Source organism: Donghicola sp., from assembly GCF_025210255.1.
GTDB classification, from domain to species: Bacteria; Pseudomonadota; Alphaproteobacteria; order Rhodobacterales; family Rhodobacteraceae; genus Donghicola; species Donghicola eburneus.
In genome coordinates, this window is the sequence record NZ_JAOARZ010000023.1 from 73200 (window position 1) to 94057 (window position 20858).

Here is a 20858-nt window from a genome sequence, read left to right on the forward strand (position 1 = left end):
CATGGCACTGAATGCCCAACAGAAACGGGTCAGCAAGAACCGCGTCAGCATCACCTACGATGTCGAGACCGGCGGCTCGATGCAGACCAAGGAACTGCCTTTCGTGATCGGGATGATCGGGGGCTATTCCGGCGACCGGACCGACCGCGAGCCGATGGAAGAACGCACGTTCTACTCGGTCGACAAAGACAACTTTGATCAGGTGATGACCCGCGTCGGTCCGCGCCTGACCTACAAGGTCGAGAACAAGCTGCAGGACGATGGGTCCGAGTTTGAGGTCGATCTTGATTTCAAATCCATGAAGGACTTCGAACCCGACGCCATCGTCGAAAAGGTCGAACCCCTGCGGAACTTGGCCAAGACCCGTGAACAGCTGATGACCCTGCTGTCCAAGGCCGACCGGTCCCGTGATCTGGAAAAGCTGCTCAAGGAAATCCTTCAGGATGAAGGCGCGATCAAGGCGCTCGGCGAAGAGCTTGGCGTGAATAGCGGAGGAGACGAATAATGGCCGAGACCGAAGCACAAGGTGGCGGCGCCGCCGCTGCCGAAGAGTCCGTCAGCCTGCTGGATCAGGCGCTGGCGGCGACCTCTAGTACGCCGCAAGACACGACCAAGGAACTGCTGTCCGTTCTGACTGAACAGGCCATGTCTGGTCAGGTCGTCTGGGACAAGAACGTTGGCGAGACGATCAAAAAGGCGATCGCTAAAATCGACGAGATGATGTCGAAGCAGATGTCTGCGGTCATGCAGGAAGAAAAGTTCCGCCGCCTCGAAGGCTCTTGGCGCGGCCTGCAGAAAGTAGTCCGTGAGAGCGAAGTTGGTGCCAGCCAGAAAATCCGGCTCGTTGACTTCAACAAAGAAGAGCTGCTGGAGCAGTTCGAGGATGCCCCCGCCGTGGATCGCAGCCCGCTGTTTGAAGCGCTTTACCAAAGCGAATTCGGCACCGCGGGCGGTGAGCCTTATGGCGCGCTCATCGGAGACTACTACTTTGGCTACGGGGACGAAGACGTCGCCACCATGACCTACATGGCCGAAGTCGCGGCAGCCTGCCACGCACCGTTCATTGCGGCGGCAGGGAACGAGATGTTTGACTTCGACAGCTATGAGCGGTTCGACGAAGGCCGTCCTGTGGCTGCTGGCTTCGACAGCCCGCTTTATGCGGCATGGAATGCGTTCCGCGACAGTGATGACAGCCGCTACGTGGCCCTGACATTGCCAAGCACGCTGGCCCGTTTGCCCTACGGCGACAATGGTCTGAAGGCGAAATCGTTCAACTACCAAGAGCTGGAAACCGATGCCGAAGGCAACCAGCGCCCCAAGGACAACTCGCAACTGGTGTGGTCGAACGCCGCCTACGAGATGGCCTTGAAAATGAACGAAGCCTTCACGGCCTATGGCTGGTGCACCGCGATCCGCGGTCTGGAGAATGGCGGCAAGGTCGAGAACCTGCCCAACCTGACGTTCAAATCCGATGCGGGTGATATCCAGCAGCAGTGCCCCTGTGAGGTGAACCTGACTGACGAACGCGAAAAGGAACTCTCTGACCTCGGGTTCCTGCCGCTGGTCCACTACAAGAACAGCAACTACGGCGTGTTCATTGGCAGTCAGACCACCCAACGTCCGAAAACCTATACGGACACCAACGCCACCGAGAATGCGGCGATTTCGGCCCGTCTGCCATACATCATGGCATCGAGCCGGATCGCTCATTACCTCAAGGTGATTGGCCGCGACAAACTTGGCTCGAACCTCGAGGCACCGGACCTGCAGCGTGATCTGCAAGCGTGGATCGACCAGTACACCAACTCTGGTGCTGTCGGGAACGCGGAACGGTCGAAGACCCCGCTGGCCGAAAGCAAGATCGAAGTCGTCGAACAGCCCGGTCGTCCCGGTGCCTATTCGGCGGTGGCGCACTTGCGTCCGTGGCTGCAACTCGAAGAGCTGCACACCTCGGTCCGTATGGTCACCAAGATCCCGGGCGGCTGAGGTCATCATGCTCGATCTCGACACCCATCTGGACCCGACCGCCGCAGAGATTGTCGCGCGTCTTCTGGCCGAATGCCGGACGACTGCCGATTTCCGCGCGCGGCTTGGCAGGATGATTGTCGGGATCGATCAGAAGATGTCGGCGCAGCTGACCGAAATCATCGACGCTCCGCCCTTTGCTGCGCTTGAGGCCGGCTGGCGGGGCGTGTCCTCTGTTGTGCACGAGGCTGCAGGTGCGACAGACGTCAAAATCCGCCTTTTTGACATGTCTTGGGAGGAACTCAGCCACGATCTGAACAGCGCGAGTGGGGATCGGCAGACGGTGCTCTATCGGAATGTCGGGCTGAAAGAACTGGAAACTGCTGGCGGCCATCCCTTTGGCCTCTTGCTAGTCGACCACGGGCTGTCGATGGATATCGACACCGAATACGACGAATTTTACACCGCGCAACTGCTATGCGCCTTGGGCGAGAATTGCGCCTGCCCGATCCTCCTTGGCGTCGGGCGCGATTTCTTTGGCGAGGATGACGCCGCATGGATGAGCGATCTGCGCCGCCTTGGCAGCATTCTTGGGTCCGAGGATTACGAGGGCTGGCACCGCCTGCGCCAGACGCCAGCGGCCCGGTTTCTGGGGCTGGTCTGGCCCGACGTTTTGGCCCGCGGGCGCTACAATCACCTTGATGCGGGCTTCCGGTTTAACCAGCAGCCGTCGGAATCCGATGGGCTTTGGCAGAATGGGATCTACACCTTTGCCCGCACGGTCGTCGCTGAATATCGGCGCTGCGCATGGTTCGGCTTTCTGAAACTGGTGGGCGACGTGGTCGGGCAGGGGGCCGTTCTGGGGCCTGACATCAGTCCTGTTCCTGACGCGACCAGCCGTCCCGCCGTTGGCCGGACCCGCGCCACCCATGGGGTCGGCCGCTTTTTATCGGACGCGGGTTTTATTCCGATGTGCGAGAGCACCAAGTCCCACGCGCTTTACTACGTTGGCAATCGCTCGGTTGCGGACACGCAGGCGAACCCGTCGTCTGAAGTTCTGACACAAATCCAATCGGTGCTGATCGCCTGCCGGATGGTGCACTACCTCAAAGTCCAGATCCGTGCGCTGATCGGCCAGATTAAATCCGCCAGTGAATGCGAATTGGTGCTGAACAACTGGCTTCAGAACTATTGCTCGAACCTTGCCGAAGCGGCCCCCGAAATTTTGGCTAAGTACCCGCTGCGGGATGCGCGGGTCTCTGTGACGGATGTGGCCGCCGATCAGGGGCGCTTCGCCTGCAATATCCTGATCAAGCCGCAATACCAGATCGATCATTTGGTCAGTGAAATCCAACTTGCGACCGAACTCGGTGCACCGCTGGCGAGGGCGTCCTGATGAGTTTTGCCCGGACTTTCCTGAATGATCGCTTGAACAGCTCTGACCCAGAGGGGATCGGTCTGCATGTGGAGCAACTTATGCAGGCCGTCGCGCCCGAATGGTCGGTGCCAGAGACGTTGCCCCATGTCCGTGCATCGAACCTCTGCTTTGGCGTGCCTATGAACTGGGCTTTGAACGACGCGGACCGCCAGCAGCAAGTGTGCCGCACCTTGCGCTACAAACTTGGCCAGTTCGAGCCGCGCTTCTCGCAGGTCCACGAGATCAAGATGCAAGAAGACGAGGCGGGCAACATGGTCAGCTTTGTCATCCGCGCAGATGCCCGCATGGGCGACGGCGAAGAGGGGATCGAACTGGAAACGCGCTTATCCCTTTTTGACCAACAGGTCGAGGAGGACAGCCCGTGAACGCCTTCCTCCAGTACTACGAGACCGAACTGGACTACATGCGCCGCTCGTTCGAGGCGTTCGAGAAAGCGAACCCACAGCAAGCTCGCGCCTTGGGCATATCTGCAGGCCGGAGCCGCGACCCCGATCTACAGCGCATCGCAGACAGTTGCGCCCTGATCGCCGCGCGACTGCATCAGCGGTTGGACAACACACGGGCGGATATCTCGCTCGATCTTTTGCGGCTTGCCTGTCCGGGGTTTCTGTTCGGCGCGCCAAGCTATGCGACGGTTGCCGCAGACGCAGGCGCACTAGAGGGGGCCGTCACGGTGCCCCGTGGGACCGCAATTGACCATGATGAGGACGGCAAACCCCAATCGCGTTTCGCGGTGGCGAGGGATGTGTCGTTGGCCCCAGTGCGCATCACCGATGTGCGCCTCGAAAGCTCGCCATTTTCATTTGAGTTGCCCGAGGGAATCCGTCGCTCGGATGCTGTTTTGTGCCTGAAGGTCGAAACGGCGGACGGCGAGACGCCTCTGGCTGAAGCCGTTGGTCCGAGCATTGAAATTTGCGTGACGGCTGATGGCCGCCGGAATGCCCGCCTTTGCAATGCTTTGGCGGGCGGGTGCGTGGCGGCGCACGTCGCCAGTGGTCCGACATTGCAGACAGTGGAACAGGCGAACCTGCGCCCCGTCATTGATGCAGCCGACACTGCTCATCTGCCAGTCTTCTACACCCAGTTCGAAGGCCTAGAGGGTCTGCGCGACTACCTATGCTACCCCGACAAAGGCAAATTCTTTGTCTTTCAGGCGCCATTCCCCGAGACACCCAGCGCCGAGATCCGCATCTTTTTGACGGCACAATCCGCGGCCAGCCTTTCGACGCCTCGCGACGACGATTTGGCGCTGAACATCATCCCTTGCCTGAATCTTTTCGAGACCACCAGCGAGCCACTGCGCTACGATTATGCCCGCGACCGCATCCCTGTCTCTGCGCTCAAGGAGACCTCTGCGCCAGTGACGATCCTGCGGGTTGATGCGGTTTACGAACTTAGTGCCGAAGGCGAGCGCCGCGTACCCGAGATTTTCGACGCGCCCCACACGGCGGGGGCCTCCAGCGTTAAATGGCAAGAACGTCATGTGGTCGGCGAGTTGGAGCCGAACCGACGCGAGTTGTCCTTTTCTGTTGGTCCCGAGGGCGCGCGGGATCTGGACTTTGTCGCGGCGCTCTATTGCTCGAACGGAATTCACGGAGAACGCCCGCGCCCCGGTGCGCCCGCGCGGATTGATCAGGCGGGGATCGCGGCTGCGAACTTTGCCAGTGAACCGACCGTCGCCATTCCGCCGCGTCTCGATGCCAGTTGGCAGTGGGATATCCTGTCCTTGGTGAACGGGAATTTTGGCGCAATCCTCGAAGAGCATGATCCCGCTGCTTCGCTGCGCCGTGTGCTGCATTTGTGCGCACCTGGCGGTTATACGCCCTGCGCTGAGGCGATCGTGGACGTGAGCCGCACGTTGGGGACTGCGCCGGTGCAAATTGGCCGGAATGTCATTCTGGCGGCAGGGTCACTGGTCGAGATCGTACTTGATCTGGATGTGCTGCCAGTGCCGGAACAAATATTTGCCCGCGTGCTCGACCGGTTCCTTGGTGGGTTTGTCAACTACGATCGCTTTATCGAAGTCAGCATCCGCGCGCGCGGCGACAATACGCCTTTGATCCGCTTCCCCCGCCGTCATGGCAGTCAGGAGGCCGCATGACAAACCGGCGTGACATTCTGAACGACATGTCCGCGCTTCAGGCGCATCGCGCTGCAGAGCCGCAGTTCCGCCGAGCGCTTGCTTCTGATGCCTTGGACCCCGCTCCGTACGGCTCAACGGCGATGCAGGATGCGGGCGCACACGCGCCGCAATCCCACACGGATGACTACTCGTTGTCCTTGCAGGGTTTGCGCAGCATCGACGGCGGCCTGCCGGACTATCTGATCGAAGAGATGTACCGCCGCTTGAACGCGGGGGACCGGTCGCTCTTTGACTTCCTCGGCATGTTTGATCGCCGTCTGAACGAGCTGTCTATGGCGGTCGAAGAGCAAGCCTTGCTCGTCGCAGAGCAGGACTCTGGGGCAGATGGATCCGGCATTCTGCCGCTCGTCGCGCGGCTTTGTGGGCAAAGTGCCGCCGCCCTTCCACTACTGGCAGAACTCCAGTCGCGGAGCCGAAGCCTGAGCGGCTTGCGCCGATCTCTCTCATGGTGGACGGGTCGAGAAGTGCATGTGCGCGCAGATTTCAGCCGCGCCTCACCCGTTGACGAGGCTTGCCGCACGGCTCTTGGACGTCAGACAGCCGGACTGGGGCAGGGTACGCTGTTGGGGAAATTTGGACGCACGGCGCAAGGCCGGATTGAGGTCGAAATACACTGCGCCGACCGCGCTAGTTTCGAACAGCTTTTGGCGGATGCCGAGATGCTACGCGGGTTTTGGCAAGTTCTGCTGGCGACCCTGCGTGATCCGGCGCCGTTTTCGGTTTTTGCAGTAGTTCCGCGCGATGCAGTCGACGTTCCGCGCCTGTCTGCGCGGAAGGGACAGGGCACCCGGATCGGCCAGTACAACTGTCTGGGACGTTCGCGTCCCCAAGGAAAAACAACCCGCATCAAACTTCGAAATAATACTGCGGCAGCATAACAGGGAGCGCGTCTCATGGTTCAACTTGTCAAACTGGTGAACAAACTTTCCCCTCAACTGCGCGAGGCTTTAGAGAACGCAGTAGGTGAGGCGGTTAAACGCAAAACGCCCACGGTAGAGGTTCCGCACTGGCTGTTTCACGCGATCTTTGGAAGCGAAACAGGGTTGGCAGGTCATCTGGAGCAGCAGGGCGTGAACCTGTCCGATCTGCAGGCCGAGTTGGAACGCCAAATGCCGCATGGGTCCAGCGGGTCCGACAGTAAACCAACAATCTCCGGCTCGATTTCCAAGGTTCTGGAAGAGGCATGGCTGATCGCCTCGGTCGAGTTGGGGCAAGGTGCCATCCTGCCAGAGGTGCTGGTGCTGGCGACCTTGGCTCCGAATGCTTTGGGAATGCGGTCCGAACCGGTCAAGGCACTTTCCAGCATTTCAACCGACAAGCTGAGGGCGTTTGCGGCGGAACGCGGGGCGGGGCTGGTGACCAGCACCGCGACCGGAGGCGCGCCAAGTGGGGCCGGCGGTGCTGCGGGCGAGGGGGCTTTGGCCCAGTTCACCGTGAACCTGACCCAAGCGGCGCGGGATGGATCGTTGGACCCTGTCATGGGCCGCACTGAAGAGATTTCCAAGACCCTCGACGTGCTGCTGCGCAAGCGCCAGAACAACCCGATCCTGCTGGGGCAACCTGGCGTTGGCAAAACCGCGATTGTCGAAGGTTTGGCGCAAAAGATCGTCGCTGGCGATGTACCAGAGCAGCTGCAGGGGGCCGAACTTCTGAGCCTTGACATGGGTCTCCTGCAGGCGGGCGCGAGCGTTAAAGGCGCATTCGAAGAGCGGCTTAAGAACGTTTTGGCCGAAGTGAAGGCCTCGGAAACGCCGATCCTGATGTTCATCGACGAGGCCCACACCATGATCGGGGCAGGTGGGGCCGAGGGGCAGAACGATGCGGCGAACCTTTTGAAACCGGCCTTGGCGCGTGGGGAATTCCGCACCGTGGCGGCGACCACCTATGCCGAATACAAGAAGTATTTCGAGAAAGACCCCGCGCTGTCCCGCCGCTTTCAGCCCATCAACGTGGACGAACCCAAGCCCGACGCCGCCGTGAACATCCTGCGCGCTGTGTCCGACAACCTGTCTCGCCACCACAACGTTCTAGTGCAGGAAGAGGCGATCAAGGCCGCCGTCGATCTGTCCGTCCGCTTCATGCCCGCGCGGCGTCTGCCGGATAAGGCGATCAGCCTGATGGATACCGCATGTGCCCGCGTGGCTCTGTCCCAACACAGCCGTCCCCAGCAGATAGAGTTCCTCGAAGAACAACTTCACTTTGCCGAGGTAGAGTTGGAGCGCGCGATCAAGGATGCGAAGCAGTTTGGTCGTGGAGAATTTGATGGCTCTGTCATGGAAGGCGGCATTTCAGAGCTGCGAGCTGATCTGGAGAGCCGCGTTGCCACATGGGAGGCCGAGAAGGGCTTGGTCGAGTCCCGCCTTGCTGCCGCCCGTGCCGCACTGGACGAAGAGGGCGAGGCCGTTGAAACGGCCGATGTCGATGCTGATCACGTGGACGAATACGTCTACCCTTGGGTTACGGCAGCTACCATCGCGACCGTGGTATCGGATTGGACCGGTGTGCCTGTCAGCAGTCTGGAAAGCAGCGAGGCGCAGCGCCTGCTGACACTTGAGAACACGCTGAAAGAGCGCGTTTTGGGGCAGGACACCGCGATAGAGGCTATCGCCCGCAGCCTAAAAATCAGCCGCGCTGGCCTGACCGATACTCGCAAACCCATTGGGGTGTTCCTAATGTGCGGGCCGTCGGGTGTGGGCAAAACCGAAACCGCACTGGCCATCGCCGAACAGGTCTTTGGCGGCGAGGATGCCATCACCACCATCAACATGACCGAGTTCAAAGAGGCCCATAAATCCTCAATGCTTCTTGGCGCCGCGGCAGGCTATGTCGGTTATGGAAAGGGCGGCGTCCTGACCGAGGCGATCCGGCGCAAACCCTATAGCGTTCTCTTGCTGGACGAGATGGAAAAGGCGCACCCCGCAATCCATGACATTTTCTTCCAGATCTTTGACAAGGGGCACATCAGCGACAGCGAAGGCACGGACGTCGATTTCCGCAACACGATCATCATCATGACCTCGAACGCAGGGGGCGAGGAAATCCGCGATTACATCGACAGCTGCGACCACGACCCCACGTCCGAGGAACTCACGGCCAACCTGCGCCCGCAACTGCTGAATTTCTTTAGTCCTGCGTTCATTGGCCGGACCGAAGTCATCGCCTACCGCCCCTTGAACGAAGAGGTCGGCGGCAAGCTGACCGAAATCCATCTGAACCGCATCAAGAAGCGGATCGCGGCGCAATATGGGGCCAGCTTTGACTGGGATCAGAGCTTTGTCGATTACGTGGTGGGGGCGAACAACGACCCGCTCAGCGGCGGGCGCGCACTAGAGCAGGTCATCAACAAGAACTTCCTGCCGCGCCTGGCCGAGGCCTGCATCCAGCAGGTGATTGACGGCGGAGCGCTGGAATCCATCCGCGTGGGTCACAATGGAAGCGAGGTCACACTTGAGATGGCCTAAGTCCAATATTTGCGCTGTTGCTTTGGTGGCGCTGGCTTTGCCAGCGTCTGGACAGACGCGCGATCCGATCCAACTTGCGACCCAGAATTTGCCGCCCTATCACATGCTGGTCGACGGTCAGATCAAGGGTGTTGCGTTCGACCGCGTGACCTGTGCGCTGGACCGGATGGGGCGCCCCTACGAGATCATCATGATGGATTGGTCTCAGGCGCAGCTGCAGACCGAAAATGGGGATGTCGAAGGCTTCTTTGCAGGGTCGCCGAACAAGGCCCGTGCGGTCTATGCAACCCCGTCGGACCCCGTAATCACAGAAGATCTGGCGTGGTTTATGCTGCCTGGTCGGGACATCGATCCCACAGATGAGGCTGACAAGGTCAGCGCCCGCTTTAGCGCCAAATTCGCCACCAGCAAATGGCTGAAATTGAAGCGCGACGGGTACAACGTGATCAAAAAACCCCGCGATGCCGAAGCCCTGCTGAACATGTTGCGCAAGGGCGAGATCGACGTGGCGCTCGAGTACGAATTGATCTTCCAGCACTACATGCGTGCGGCCGACATGAAGGGAGATGATCTGATCAAGATCCCCAGCAAGTCCCAGTCCAACATGGTGCATTTTTCAAACAGATTTCTTGCTGCAAACCCGCTGTTTTTAGGGCGGTTCAACAGCTTTCTCGCGATGTGCAAGGCAGGTGAGAAATGACCGTTAGCATTCAACTGATCCGCATTCCCGAAGGCGAGTCTCTGGTGCACAGAGAGTACTATGCCTCTGACCTGCCCTTTGTGATCGGGCGCGAATTCGACTGTGATCTGGTGCTGCCGGATCAGGACCGCAAAATCTCGCGCCAGCATGCAGAACTGCGCCTGAACGACGCTGGCCGGATCGTGGTTTTGGACCGCTCGACCAACGGCACGAACGTCAATGGCAAAGACCTTTGGAAAGGGGACGAAAGCCCCTTGGCCGACGGGGATCGCGTGAAAATTGGCGAGTACGAGTTGCTGTTCGGGATTTCCAAAGCGGCTGCGGCGGTCAACACCCCCGATGCAAAGCCCAAAAACGGCGCAATCCCGAAGAAGCCCTTCACGCTTTCAGGGGTGAACGGGTTTGCCAAAATGGACGCGGCCGGCATATCGGAGACCCCCGCTGAGGAAGAGGACGACCCCGCAGATTTCACCGAAGGCGGCGTAGATTTGGAGGCTGATTTGCTGTTCGACCCCTTTGCTGAGGGGCCGGAGCTAAAGGAAACCGCTGCCAGAGCGACAAAGCCCGCTATCGAGGTCGATCCCGAAGATGACGCGCGTCCAATGCCCTTTGACAGCTCGACTTTGGATGAGCAGAGCAGCATGCCCCCGCGCCCTGTAGTGCGTCAGACCGGATGGTTGGTTGCGCCGGACCGCGAGGCAAACGAGGCCGCAATCGAAAGCGCGGTCGCACGGCTCTTGGAACTGGTCGATCCCGCCGCATTGGAAAGTGAATATCGCGAATATTTAGGGCCGTTTTCCCGCACAGGCCGACGCTTCTGGAAGATCCACAAGCGCATGTTTGCGCGCAAGCGCGACAGCGGGGAATACGTGCGCCTTTTCAAGGCAATTCTGGCAGAGGAAATTAAAAAACGATGACGATCGAGCATAGAACCCTAGTCCTGCCGTTGATGATGGCCGCTGGCATGGCGCTGGCTGGCTGCGCCCCCGAAGTAGACCCGACACCGGTGAACAAGACTCTGGTCGTGACCGCAGGGCCAAATGTGAACCAATATTCCGATGTGGCGCACCCCGTTGTGATCCGGCTTTATCAGCTGTCCAGCCGGAGCGAGTTCGAGGCGGCAAACTTCTGGGATATCTTCAACAATTCCGAGACGTTGGCAGGCGTCGTGATCGACCGCCGTAGCCTGTCGCCGCTTTATCCGGATGAAAAGCGACTGGTCGCACTGGATCTGGAGCAGGACGCATTCTATCTCGGGGCGTTTGCCGAATTTGCGGATTACGAGCAGCAGGCGTTCATGGACGTGGTGCCGATCAGCGCCGACATTCTTGACGCCGGTGTGACTGTCACCGTTACGTCCTCTGGCGTGGCGATCAAATATCGCGGGACCGATCTGGATGCGGACGCCCCCGCGCCGAAAAAGGGCCTCTTTAGCAAGCTGAAAGGCGTGTTCGGAGGGGGCGACACATGAGCCTTGAACGAAACGTCGTCTGGTCCGAGGGCATGTTCATTGCCCCCCAGCATTTCCAGCAGTTCGACAGGGCGATGCGCGCCTATGCCGAGGGGCTGGCGCGGCTGGACGCGTGGGGCGATGACTATGGCTTTGCGCAACTGGAGCTGAATGCAGAGCATTTCGGCATCGGCAAACTCTCGATCCGTCGCGCGATAGGGGTGCTGCCGGACCGGACCTATTTCGAACTCGACGCTGAGCAGAGTATGGATATCCCAGACGGCACTGTCGAAAAGACGGTGTATCTGGCGGTGCCCTTGGCGCGGCTAGGGACGACGCAGGTGGGGCAGCGGCGCGGTGTCCATCGGATGCTGTCCGAGCGTGTCGACCTTCACGATCTGTCCGACCACATGAACGAACCCATCGATGCTGAGGTCGCCAGCCTAGGAGTCTGTCTGCGGATTGAAGGGGATGATCTGTCAGGCTTTGCCGTTATTCCCGTGGCACGTGTTCTAGAGAAAACCGCCGAAGGGGCGCTTGTGCTGGATCGTGGGTTTGTACCGCCTGCGCTGGCGATTGCGGCCTCTGACACACTGATGGACCGCCTCAGCGATATCATCTCCCTCGCTCGTGCACGAGCAGCCAATACCGGCGGCCGGATTGAGGCTGTGCGCAATTCCCAGAGCATTGGCAGTTTCATCAGCGAACGGATGGAGCTAGAGGCGCTGAACCGCGGCCTCTTTGCCCTGCAGAACGCTGTGGCGCAGCCCCAGACGTCTGCCCGCAGGGTCTATGGGATGCTGGGTGAGTTGACGGTCGCGCTAGAGGCCGCAGACGCCCAAGTGACCGATCCGCTCCTCGTTTACGATCCCCGTGAGGTTGGGCCGAGCTTTGAAGCGTTGTTCACCCGATTGCGCCGTAAGCTGACGCTGCAGTCCGAGAAATCGGTGGTGTCCTTGCCATGGAACACTGAACTCTTTGAAAAAAGGCGACTTTTGCGCATGGTGATCCAACCGCGCATGCTGCAAGAGGGACGTAGGCCTGTGCTGTCGGTGTCCTCTCCGCTGGGGAATGCGACTCTGCGCGAGATCGTGCCGTCGGTCTGCAAACTGGCTGGCATCACCGCCATTCCTGAATTGGTGCAAATGGGATTGCCGGGCATCCGCCTGACCCCCTTGGGCACGGCACCTTCAGAGCTGCGAGACAAAGATGGCTCGGCCTTTTTCGCAGTCGATACCGGATCGCCCCATTGGCAAAAGTTCCTTGAGAAAAAGGAAGCGCTGGCCATGCATGTGGATGACCGCATTCCGTCTCTCACTTCAACTTTGTATCTGCTGGGGTAAGAGATGGCGGACACGCATGCCCCAACGATGACACTGACTGCCGACGGGATCTCAGGCCCTGAGACAGGGGCGCTGCGCTATCCGGTCTCGCTCAGCCCGTCGGTGCTGCAAAGCATCGAGCGGACGCTGCGCGCAGGGCAGGAGACAGGCACCGGCTTGATGCAGGTTTCGGCAGAGTTGATCGGTCTGTGCGGCACGGTCCGCCGGATGCAGGACATTCACGAGCCGCATTTGGTGCGGGCCGAGATCGCGCGTTCTATCATTGATCTGAAATACCGCGTCGTGCAGTTGGATTATCCGCCATCGGTGGCTGAAAACTTGTGCCTCGTCTTTGCGATCGTGATCGACGAATTCATCCTGACCAGCGATTGGGGTAAGGAATCCGGTTGGGAGAACCTGACGCTGGTCGCCGACCTCTTCGGGTTCCGCGACGGTGGAGATCGTTTCTATAACATCGCGGAACGGGCCTTGATGCAGCCCAAGGCGCTGAACGAGTTTCTGCACCTGATCTACATCTTCCTGAAGTTAGGGTATCGCGGCCGCTATACTGTCGGTCAGGAAAAGGAACGCGATCGTCTGATCCACCGGCTGGAACGTGTCATCGACCATCCGGATATTGAGGTCGCGCCAACTCAATTTGGCCGCGAACTTCGCAAGACCCGCGCTTTGCGTCAGGCGATGCCATTTGCCCGCAAGCTCTATTTCGCAGGCTTGGCGGTGCTGCTGATGGTGGGTTTCGTGGTCTCAGCCCGCTTTGCCGAAGAACGTACGGCTGCACGCACTTTGGACCGGTTCCGCGCAGAGAACGGGAGCGGGGCAACCCCCGTCTACGTTTACTCCAGCGATACCAAGACGACGGTGCTGCGCAATGATTGATACCGTCTTCCGCAAAGCGATGCGCCTCCGGATGGGGCTGTACACGTTCCTTGCGACGATCTCGCTGTTGTTCGCGGTGCTGGCTTACTTTGCGGTCGAGTTCGCTCAGGCGCGGATCTGGCTCTTGGTGGTGATCGCAGTGCTGGTGATCCTGACGGTGGTCGTGTCGGTTCTGGTGGTGGTCTACCGGAAATCTATCTGGCCCGACGATCCGGTGCGAGAGGCGGAAAAGGCGCTGAAAAGAGACATGAAGCGGTTGATCCGCAGCCTGTTTGACGCCGCGCCGCGCATTAACAGCAAACTCTCGCGCGTGCCTGTGAATTTGTTTCTTCCGGTCTCAGCTTCGGATGCCACCAGCTGTTTGACCGAGACGGGCTATACCGCATTTGGCGAGCCGCTTATGCGGGGTGGCGTGCGGCTCTCGCTCTGGGGATCTTCGACGGCCCTGGCCATCCGGTTCGAGTTGGCGGGCGGCGAAGAAGCGCCATCGGACGTGATCACAGCACTAGGAGCGGCGTTGGTGAAGCACCGGCCTGCGATGCCGCTAAACGCCATCTTTCTGGACATGGACTTGTCCGAGTTGCCTGCACTAGACGGGGTCAATCGCGATCGGATCGGGGTGATCAATCTGGTCCTGAACCGGCTGACCGAGAAACTGGCCGTCTCGCCACCGCTACACCTGATGCTGCGCGGACTTGAGCAGAACGAGGACTTGGTTCGCGCCGCGATCCTGACCGAGAGTATCGGCGAGGAGCGTGTGTTTGGCGGCTTCCTAGCTCAAGACGGCGAGGAGCATCCCAACCCAGTCCACGCGCTGTTCGCAGAGATGATCCATCGGATCGAAACCTTGCGGCTGGCTGCTCTGGAAAAGCAGCTCGCGCCGGAGTTTTGCGCCTCACTGATCAATGCTCCCTCGCAGTTGCGGGCAATCGGGATGCAGACCGAGGCGGTGATCAAGCCGATGGTGCGCCCCTTACCTCCCAGAAAGGACCCGTTTGCTCTGCACAGCATAGCCTTTGCGGGGACGTCCTCGGGTGACAAACCGGCCGATTTCCTCACGCGGTTCTATGCGCAGCGGTATTTCCAGGATGGTGAGATGCCCGTCGCCTTGCCTGCGCCCGAAGGGAGCATCAGCGCCCGCCACGGCGGCGCACTGGCCGCGGCTTACCGCACTGAAGCGTTCGCGATTGAGCCGAACCGCAGCCAGCTATGGCGTCAGGACCTGAAGGGTAATCTGGTGACACTGGCCCTGACCGCGATCGTAGCCCTCTTCGGGACCGCGATGGCGATCAACATGCGCAACCACCGCGCAGTGAACACGCAAGTCGAGGCAGCGTTTCAAGATTACTTTCAGGCAATGGCGACCTCGGCTTCGGGTGCAGACGGTTTGAACAGTCAAATCAATGCGCTCTATAACATCCGGGCTTCTTTTGAGGGATACGATGCCCTGCCCAAGAAACCCATCCCCACTTGGCTGCCCAAAGGGTCGCTCGAGTCCTTTTATCAGCGCGCTTACGAGAAAGAGTTGACGGGGCCGTTCCAACACGCACTCGCCGATTATCTGGAAAAGGACCTGTTCGCCTATAACGCGCTCGGGGATGGGGTGACGCTATTCTCCTTGGCTCTGAACGAGGCAGAATTTTACACCAATCAGGCCAGCAACGCCGAAGGTCTGACAACCTATTTTAGCCGCGCGCTTGCCGAAGAGGGGCAGGTCTCGGCCAAGGATACAACAGCCAGAGAGGTCCTACTGGCGGACCTGTTCGCGCTGAACCAGCCGCCGCCCGCGCGCAACGAGGAACTGAACACCGTCGTCGCAAAAACCCTGACGGGGCAGAACACCGCAGACCTGCTCTACAAGCTGCTGCTGCGCGAGCCTGAATTTGCGGACCGTGTCGATCTGCGCGCTAGCCTCGGGCCTCGGTTCTCCGAAGTGTTCGAGCCGCCAGAGGACCCTGCAACTTATTTCGTGCAGCGTGCCTTTACCCGCGAAGGGTTCGACGCGATGTACCGGAACGGCGAGATCGCAGCCCTACGGGACATGATTTCGAACTATGATCTGCTGGTTGGGCAGATGGAAGAGACCGAGATCGAAAACTTGCTGCGGCGCGTGGGCGATTTGTACATGGCCGATTACATCGGCCGGTGGTCCGATTTCCTAGGTGCGCTGAAACTGCATGATGCTCGTGACTGGGAAGAGGCACAGGTCCTGATGAAGGCGCTGGTGAATACCAGCGAAAATCCCGTGAAGAAACTGGTGACGACCCTTCAAAACGAGGTCGCGATCACCTTTCCACCGCCGCTGCCGCCCGCCAAAGATGGCGACGAGGTGGACCCCATGGTGCTGGCCCGCTTCGAGCAGTTGCAGAATTCACCGCAAGCGGTCGCGGCGCGCAACATCTCTGCGGCGTTTCAGGAGTATCTGATCACGCAAGATATGTCGGGCAAGCAGTTGACGCAGTTCGACATCCTGCTGGCCTATGCCCGCGAGGTCGCCGCGTGGCTGGATGCCGCCGTTGCCGCTGGAACGGGCACGGGAAAGTTCCTGTTCGATCAACTGGTGAAATCCGAAAGCGCGACCCCGCTCGCGGTGCTCGACAACTTTGCGCAGCGCAGCGAATTGCCGATTGTACGCAGCTTTGGCGTCGCTCTGTCAGGCACGTTGGATCGCGCCGCAATGAACTTTGTTCAGAGCTATGTGGACGGGCAATGGCAGCAGCGGGTGTATGATCCCTATGACTCTCTTCTGTCGTCGATGTTCCCATTCGATGAACAGGGCAGCAGCGAAATCACCCTTGCCGAGTTTACAGAGATCTTTGGCCCCGAAGGGGCGATCCAAGCCTTCAAGACGCAGTTCCTGTCGGCGTTCGAGGCGCAGCCTGGCATGTTCCAGATGCGGACGACTTTCTTGCCCCAGAACAGTATCGGCCTGTCTTTCGAGACCGAAAAGATGCTGCTGCAGGCCCGAGAGATCACCGAGTCCGCGTTTGTTGACGGCAAGCCCTATGCAAAATTCCGCCTCCGCGTCAGTTACATGGATCCTGCCCTGAGCGAGATGAACCTAAGGTCTGGCGCAACCCTGCACCGCTTTGCCCACGGTCCTATGGCTTGGAGCGATCAGGCGTGGCCGCTCGCTGGCATGACCGACAGCGATCTGGATCTCAGCGTCTACATGCGCTCGCGGCCTGTGCTGGAAAAACGGTTCATGGGCACTTGGTCCTGGTTCCGTCTGGCCGAGGCCGGCGCAGGTAGCATCGACCCTTCGACCGGGGTCGCCGAAACCACTCTGGATATCAACGGCAACCTGATGGCGTTGCAGTTTGATGTCGCCACCCGCAGCACGCCCTTTGCGCCGCGGTTTTTCTCTCGTTTCCGTTTGCCAGTGCGTCTCTTCGAAACCTACGCCATCGAACCCACGCAATAGGGAGTGCGGGACATGCCGGATCATGATCGTGATATCAAAGGAAACGCCACAGAAGCGTTCGAAGCCGTTAGTTGGCAAGTGGCTGGGGCGCTGACGGGAGATGCCGCTATGCCGCTCATGGCCTATCTTCAGATGGTTTATGAGATGGCGCGAGAGGCGAAATCTCCGGAAGAGGAACTTGCGTCTAACCCGCAATTTATTATGAACGGGCACTCGGGCCGCGGCTCACCCAAAACCAAGGGCTATTTTGGCTATCGTAAGGGACTTTCTCTGTTTTCCTCGGCCGCAGGGTTCACAAGCAAGATTGCCTCGACTGCGACACAGGTCGATGTGGGCGGCGTACTCAAGGAAAGCAATGCGATCGGATCGTCTATCGGCCACCTGTGCAAAGTCCGCGCAACCGGTGCCCGCTATCGTCAAAGCGAAACGATTACCCGATGGGTCGATGCAGTTCAAACGGCCAAGGGCTTAAAGATTGCCGTGCGTTCAGTGGATTTGGCTGGTGCGGCCATTCCGATTGGAGCCGTCGGATTGGGCACGGGTGTCGCGAGTGCTGTGGCCAAAGCGGGAATTAAGGTGACCATCGGTGGCCTAATGGGCCGCGTCGCGATGGAGCTGCACTGGCGTGCATTCCAAGAGGTCACGATCAGTCGTGTGTTGGTGGCCCCGAATGGCAAAGCCGTGGGACCCGCGAGCGCGATCCTGTACGAGCTGTTCACCAAACGGGGCATGACCCGCATTTTCGGACAGCACGACATTGCCAACATGGTTAAGGAGCCTGCAGGATGGCTGGCCGTGCGCGACAAGCTGATGCTGATGTAATTGGCCGTTTGACCGAAGCGCTTTCAGAGTTTGGGTTGGGGCGTGATGCATTGCAAGAGCGGCTCGGTGGCCGCTCTTGGAAAGTTTTGTATTCAGGGCTGCCCCACGTCCTTAAGCTAGCGGCAGATGGCGCGGTTGACCGCTTGCACCACGAAGCGCGCTGTCTGCATGACATCGCACATCGGGAAGTTGTGATTGGTGAGCACGCGTTTTTGGTCCCTTACATCAAGGGGCATCTTTTGGTCGCCGAGACGCTTGACGAGGCTGCGCTTCGCGCTTGCCTCGCGCCTGTTCACGAGGCGGGCTACACCTTTTGCGATCTGCGCCCGTCCAACGTCATTGTCGCTGCCGGGCAGTGTCATCTGATTGATTGGGAGTTCTGCACACGCACCGGCACGAGTATTGAGGATATGTCGAGCAGACCCTATTCGTCGGGCTTTACGCACCCTGATTTGCTCTGGGCCAAGGGGGTTGTGGATCCTAGGCTAGATCACTTCTCTATGGTGCGGTTACGAGAACTGTTGCGTTAGTGTACTCTGGCAATATAACGTAGATGAGCATGTTTCTTGTAAAATTATAGTGTTAGCCAGTTCCTACAGATCGGGGAGCTTCTGCCGGGCTTCGTGCCTGATCTTCGACACAGAAACACCGCTATACCTTCGAGGTGGCCTTTCTTCAGGAGGTCAGCTTTAAATTGAGGCTCAGTCCATCTCCGCTGCGCCTCTTGCTGAGAAAAGTATCACGTGTTCTCGTGTTGACCGAAGTTATCGGCTGTTGCTCCATATCCACCGCTTATTTTCGAGCATGCTTTTTAGTTTGGATTCGAGATTAAGTCGGGCATTAGTTAATAAACCCCTGATAGGGCATCGCGACCCCTTCAAATCTCCAGATTTTGTAAGGCGCATATCGCAGTCACGCCAGTACTTTCCTCTTAGAGCGTTTCTATGAAAACTTAAATCGCGGAGGATTCCCAGAAGGCGCTGATTGTGCTTCCCTCTTCCTGGGAGGATCGGACCATGTCAGCACCTTTGCCGAAGGCGCTTCGTGCGCGTTTTCAGCGGTATATCGAGGAAGGCTTGAGCGGGCGGGCGGCGGCGTTGCGCCTGAAGCCCTCGCCGGAGACAGGCGCGCGATGGGCGCGGTCGATCCGAACGCGGGGGCATGCGGCTCCAGCGCCGCAAGGCCGTCCCAAGGGCCGGGGCAAGCTGGCACCTTATCGAGCCTTTTTTGAGGAGCTTATCGCCCAAGATCCCGACATTACTCTGTTTGAGCTGCGCGATGCGCTGGCAGCGGCGGAAGGCGTCGAGGTCCACCATTCCTCGATTGCCAGTCTGCTGTCGCGTCTCGGCTTCACATATAAAAAAAGTCGCTGGTGGCCTCCGATCGCCGTCGTGCCAAGGTAAGGCACGCACGCCAAGATTGGCAGACGCGTCGCATGCCCGCGATGCGCGGACAACCCGAACGCCTTGTCTTCATTGATGAAACTTCCGTGAAGACAAACCTCACGCGCCTGCGGGGGCGTGCCCCGCGCGGGCTGCGGCTGCAGATGAATGCGCCGTTTGGAAATTGGGGGACGCAGACATTCATCGCTGGTCTGACGGCTGATAGGCTGATCGCGCCTTGGGTGACCAAGGGCGCGATGGACGGGCCCGCCTTCGCAGCCTATGTCCGTGAGGTGCTGGTTCCTCTACCTGCCGCCATACTCCCCGGACCTGAACCCCATCGAGCAGGCCTTCTCGAAACTCAAGGCGCACCTGCGCAGGATCGGCGCAAGAACCTTCTCAGACCTCTTCGATGCCCTTGGAGACATCTGCGATATGTTCTCACCCAAAGAGTGTTGGAACTTCTTCAAGGCTGCTGGGTATGTCGCAGGTTAAAGCCGAAACGCTTTAAGAAGGCCGTTACGGGAGCGCGGAAAAGCAACGCAGTGATCTGGCGTTCTCGATGTAGGTGAAACCAGGGTTCTGTATTCTAAATCGCTCAAACTGGCATCATTCGCGGCCTTCTAGAGCTGTGTTCACGCAATGGATGGAACATCGGGTTGAAAGCCAAGACGGCGCACAGTAGACATCCTTATGATACCTAGATTGGTCATGAAACTCTCCATTGCTTTGTGTGAGCTGCTCTGTTTGGAGTCCCTTTAGAACATGCACCGGTCTGCGGATGTGAACATGAAGGAGATTGTTGGCGGCGTCATGGTTTAGCGTTTCGTCATAAAATTTATATAGTTAGGGATGACGGTACTCGAAGAATTATATCACTCTCGCAGAAACCCTGTGGTCTTTTGAGGAGAATTGCGCCCTAGAAGGGGGTAATTCCATTTCTAACTGGCTCCCTCCTCGTGGGATGTCGTAAGTCCTATTGAATTATTAAATCGCGTGCGGATAATACACATGAAAAAGGCTTTAATCACTGGCGTGACCGGTCAAGACGGCTCCTATTTGGCGGAGTTTCTTCTTGAGAAAGGGTACGAAGTGCACGGCATTAAGCGCCGTGCCTCGCTTTTCAATACTCAGCGCATCGACCAGATTTACCAAGATCCCCATGTTACCAACGCGCAGTTCAAGCTGCACTATGGTGATCTGACGGACACGTCGAACTTGACCCGTATTCTTCAGGAAGTTCAGCCCGATGAGGTTTATAACCTCGGTGCGCAGTCTCATGTCGCGGTGAGCTTCGAAGCACCTGAATACACTGCTGATGTGGACGCAACAGGGACGCTGCGCCTGCTCGAGGCGATCCGTTTCCTTGGTATGGAAAAGACAACGCGTTTCTATCAGGCCTCCACTTCCGAACTGTACGGCTTGGTGCAGGAAATCCCGCAGAAAGAAACCACCCCATTCCACCCGCGGTCGCCTTATGCCGTCGCGAAGATGTACGCCTATTGGATCACCGTGAATTACCGCGAAGCCTATGGGATGTATGCTTGCAACGGTATTCTGTTTAACCACGAAAGCCCCCGCCGCGGTGAGACCTTCGTGACGCGCAAGATCACCCGTGGTTTGGCGAACATTGCACAGGGCCTCGAGCCTTGCCTTTACATGGGCAACATCGACAGCCTTCGTGACTGGGGTCATGCCAAAGACTACGTGCGGATGCAGTGGATGATGCTGCAACAGGACGTGGCGGATGATTTTGTCATTGCGACGGGCGTTCAGTACTCGGTACGTGAGTTTATCACCTGGACCGCAAACGAGCTTGGTATTTCGGTGGAGTTCACCGGTGAGGGTGTGGAT

At 58.9% G+C, this 20858-nt stretch carries 16 protein-coding genes and 1 pseudogene; all 17 read left to right on the plus strand.

Translation table 11 applies throughout. From position 1 onward, the window contains the following. Position 1: 1 nt before the first annotated feature. Entirely contained in the window at positions 2–505 is a 504-nt protein-coding gene (gene tssB / locus N4A58_RS10705; RefSeq protein ID WP_293709446.1) for a type VI secretion system contractile sheath small subunit, read from the plus strand. Beyond that, the gene (tssC, locus tag N4A58_RS10710; protein ID WP_293709448.1) at positions 505–1986 is read left to right on the plus strand and encodes a type VI secretion system contractile sheath large subunit; all 1482 of its coding nucleotides are present in this window, start codon (positions 505–507) and stop codon (positions 1984–1986) included. Before tssB ends, tssC begins: the two co-directional genes overlap by 1 nt. Before the next feature lie 7 nt (positions 1987–1993). Continuing rightward, a complete protein-coding gene (locus tag N4A58_RS10715) occupies positions 1994–3361 on the plus strand; it encodes a type VI secretion system contractile sheath large subunit (RefSeq protein ID WP_293709450.1) in 1368 nt (455 codons plus the stop codon). Then, a complete protein-coding gene (locus tag N4A58_RS10720; RefSeq protein ID WP_293709452.1) occupies positions 3361–3768 on the plus strand; it encodes a GPW/gp25 family protein in 408 nt (135 codons plus the stop codon). The genes N4A58_RS10715 and N4A58_RS10720 overlap by 1 nt, the downstream gene beginning before the upstream one ends. Beyond that, positions 3765–5504, plus strand: a complete 1740-nt coding sequence (locus N4A58_RS10725; protein WP_293709454.1) for a type VI secretion system baseplate subunit TssF — start codon at positions 3765–3767, stop codon at positions 5502–5504. Before N4A58_RS10720 ends, N4A58_RS10725 begins: the two co-directional genes overlap by 4 nt. Beyond that, positions 5501–6424, plus strand: coding sequence for a type VI secretion system baseplate subunit TssG (locus N4A58_RS10730; protein WP_293709456.1), 924 nt, complete (start codon positions 5501–5503; stop codon positions 6422–6424). The genes N4A58_RS10725 and N4A58_RS10730 overlap by 4 nt, the downstream gene beginning before the upstream one ends. A 15-nt stretch (positions 6425–6439) precedes the next feature. Beyond that, positions 6440–9007, plus strand: a complete 2568-nt coding sequence (tssH, locus tag N4A58_RS10735; protein WP_293709458.1) for a type VI secretion system ATPase TssH — start codon at positions 6440–6442, stop codon at positions 9005–9007. Further along, positions 8994–9707 (plus strand): transporter substrate-binding domain-containing protein, encoded by a 714-nt coding sequence (locus N4A58_RS10740; RefSeq protein WP_293709460.1) that lies wholly within the window; start codon positions 8994–8996, stop codon positions 9705–9707. Before tssH ends, N4A58_RS10740 begins: the two co-directional genes overlap by 14 nt. Continuing rightward, complete coding sequence (locus N4A58_RS10745) at positions 9704–10624, plus strand: FHA domain-containing protein (RefSeq protein ID WP_293709462.1); 921 nt, start codon at positions 9704–9706, stop codon at positions 10622–10624. The genes N4A58_RS10740 and N4A58_RS10745 overlap by 4 nt, the downstream gene beginning before the upstream one ends. Next, a complete protein-coding gene (tssJ, locus tag N4A58_RS10750) occupies positions 10621–11178 on the plus strand; it encodes a type VI secretion system lipoprotein TssJ (RefSeq protein WP_293709464.1) in 558 nt (185 codons plus the stop codon). The genes N4A58_RS10745 and tssJ overlap by 4 nt, the downstream gene beginning before the upstream one ends. Then, positions 11175–12500 (plus strand): type VI secretion system baseplate subunit TssK, encoded by a 1326-nt coding sequence (gene tssK / locus N4A58_RS10755; protein ID WP_293709466.1) that lies wholly within the window; start codon positions 11175–11177, stop codon positions 12498–12500. Before tssJ ends, tssK begins: the two co-directional genes overlap by 4 nt. A 27-nt stretch (positions 12501–12527) precedes the next feature. After that, positions 12528–13376, plus strand: coding sequence for a DotU family type IV/VI secretion system protein (locus tag N4A58_RS10760; protein WP_293709468.1), 849 nt, complete (start codon positions 12528–12530; stop codon positions 13374–13376). Beyond that, positions 13369–16800: an ImcF-related family protein gene (locus N4A58_RS10765; protein WP_293709470.1), complete on the plus strand. Its 3432-nt coding sequence runs from the start codon at positions 13369–13371 to the stop codon at positions 16798–16800. The genes N4A58_RS10760 and N4A58_RS10765 overlap by 8 nt, the downstream gene beginning before the upstream one ends. A gap of 12 nt (positions 16801–16812) precedes the next feature. After that, positions 16813–17622, plus strand: coding sequence for a hypothetical protein (locus N4A58_RS10770; protein WP_293709472.1), 810 nt, complete (start codon positions 16813–16815; stop codon positions 17620–17622). Further along, a complete protein-coding gene (locus tag N4A58_RS10775; protein ID WP_293709474.1) occupies positions 17586–18152 on the plus strand; it encodes a phosphotransferase in 567 nt (188 codons plus the stop codon). Before N4A58_RS10770 ends, N4A58_RS10775 begins: the two co-directional genes overlap by 37 nt. A 486-nt stretch (positions 18153–18638) precedes the next feature. After that, positions 18639–19499, plus strand: a pseudogene (locus N4A58_RS10780) (transposase). 516 nt (positions 19500–20015) lie between these two features. Beyond that, the coding region (gene gmd, locus N4A58_RS10785) for a GDP-mannose 4,6-dehydratase (protein ID WP_293709476.1) at positions 20016–20858 on the plus strand (843 nt) is incomplete at its 3' end.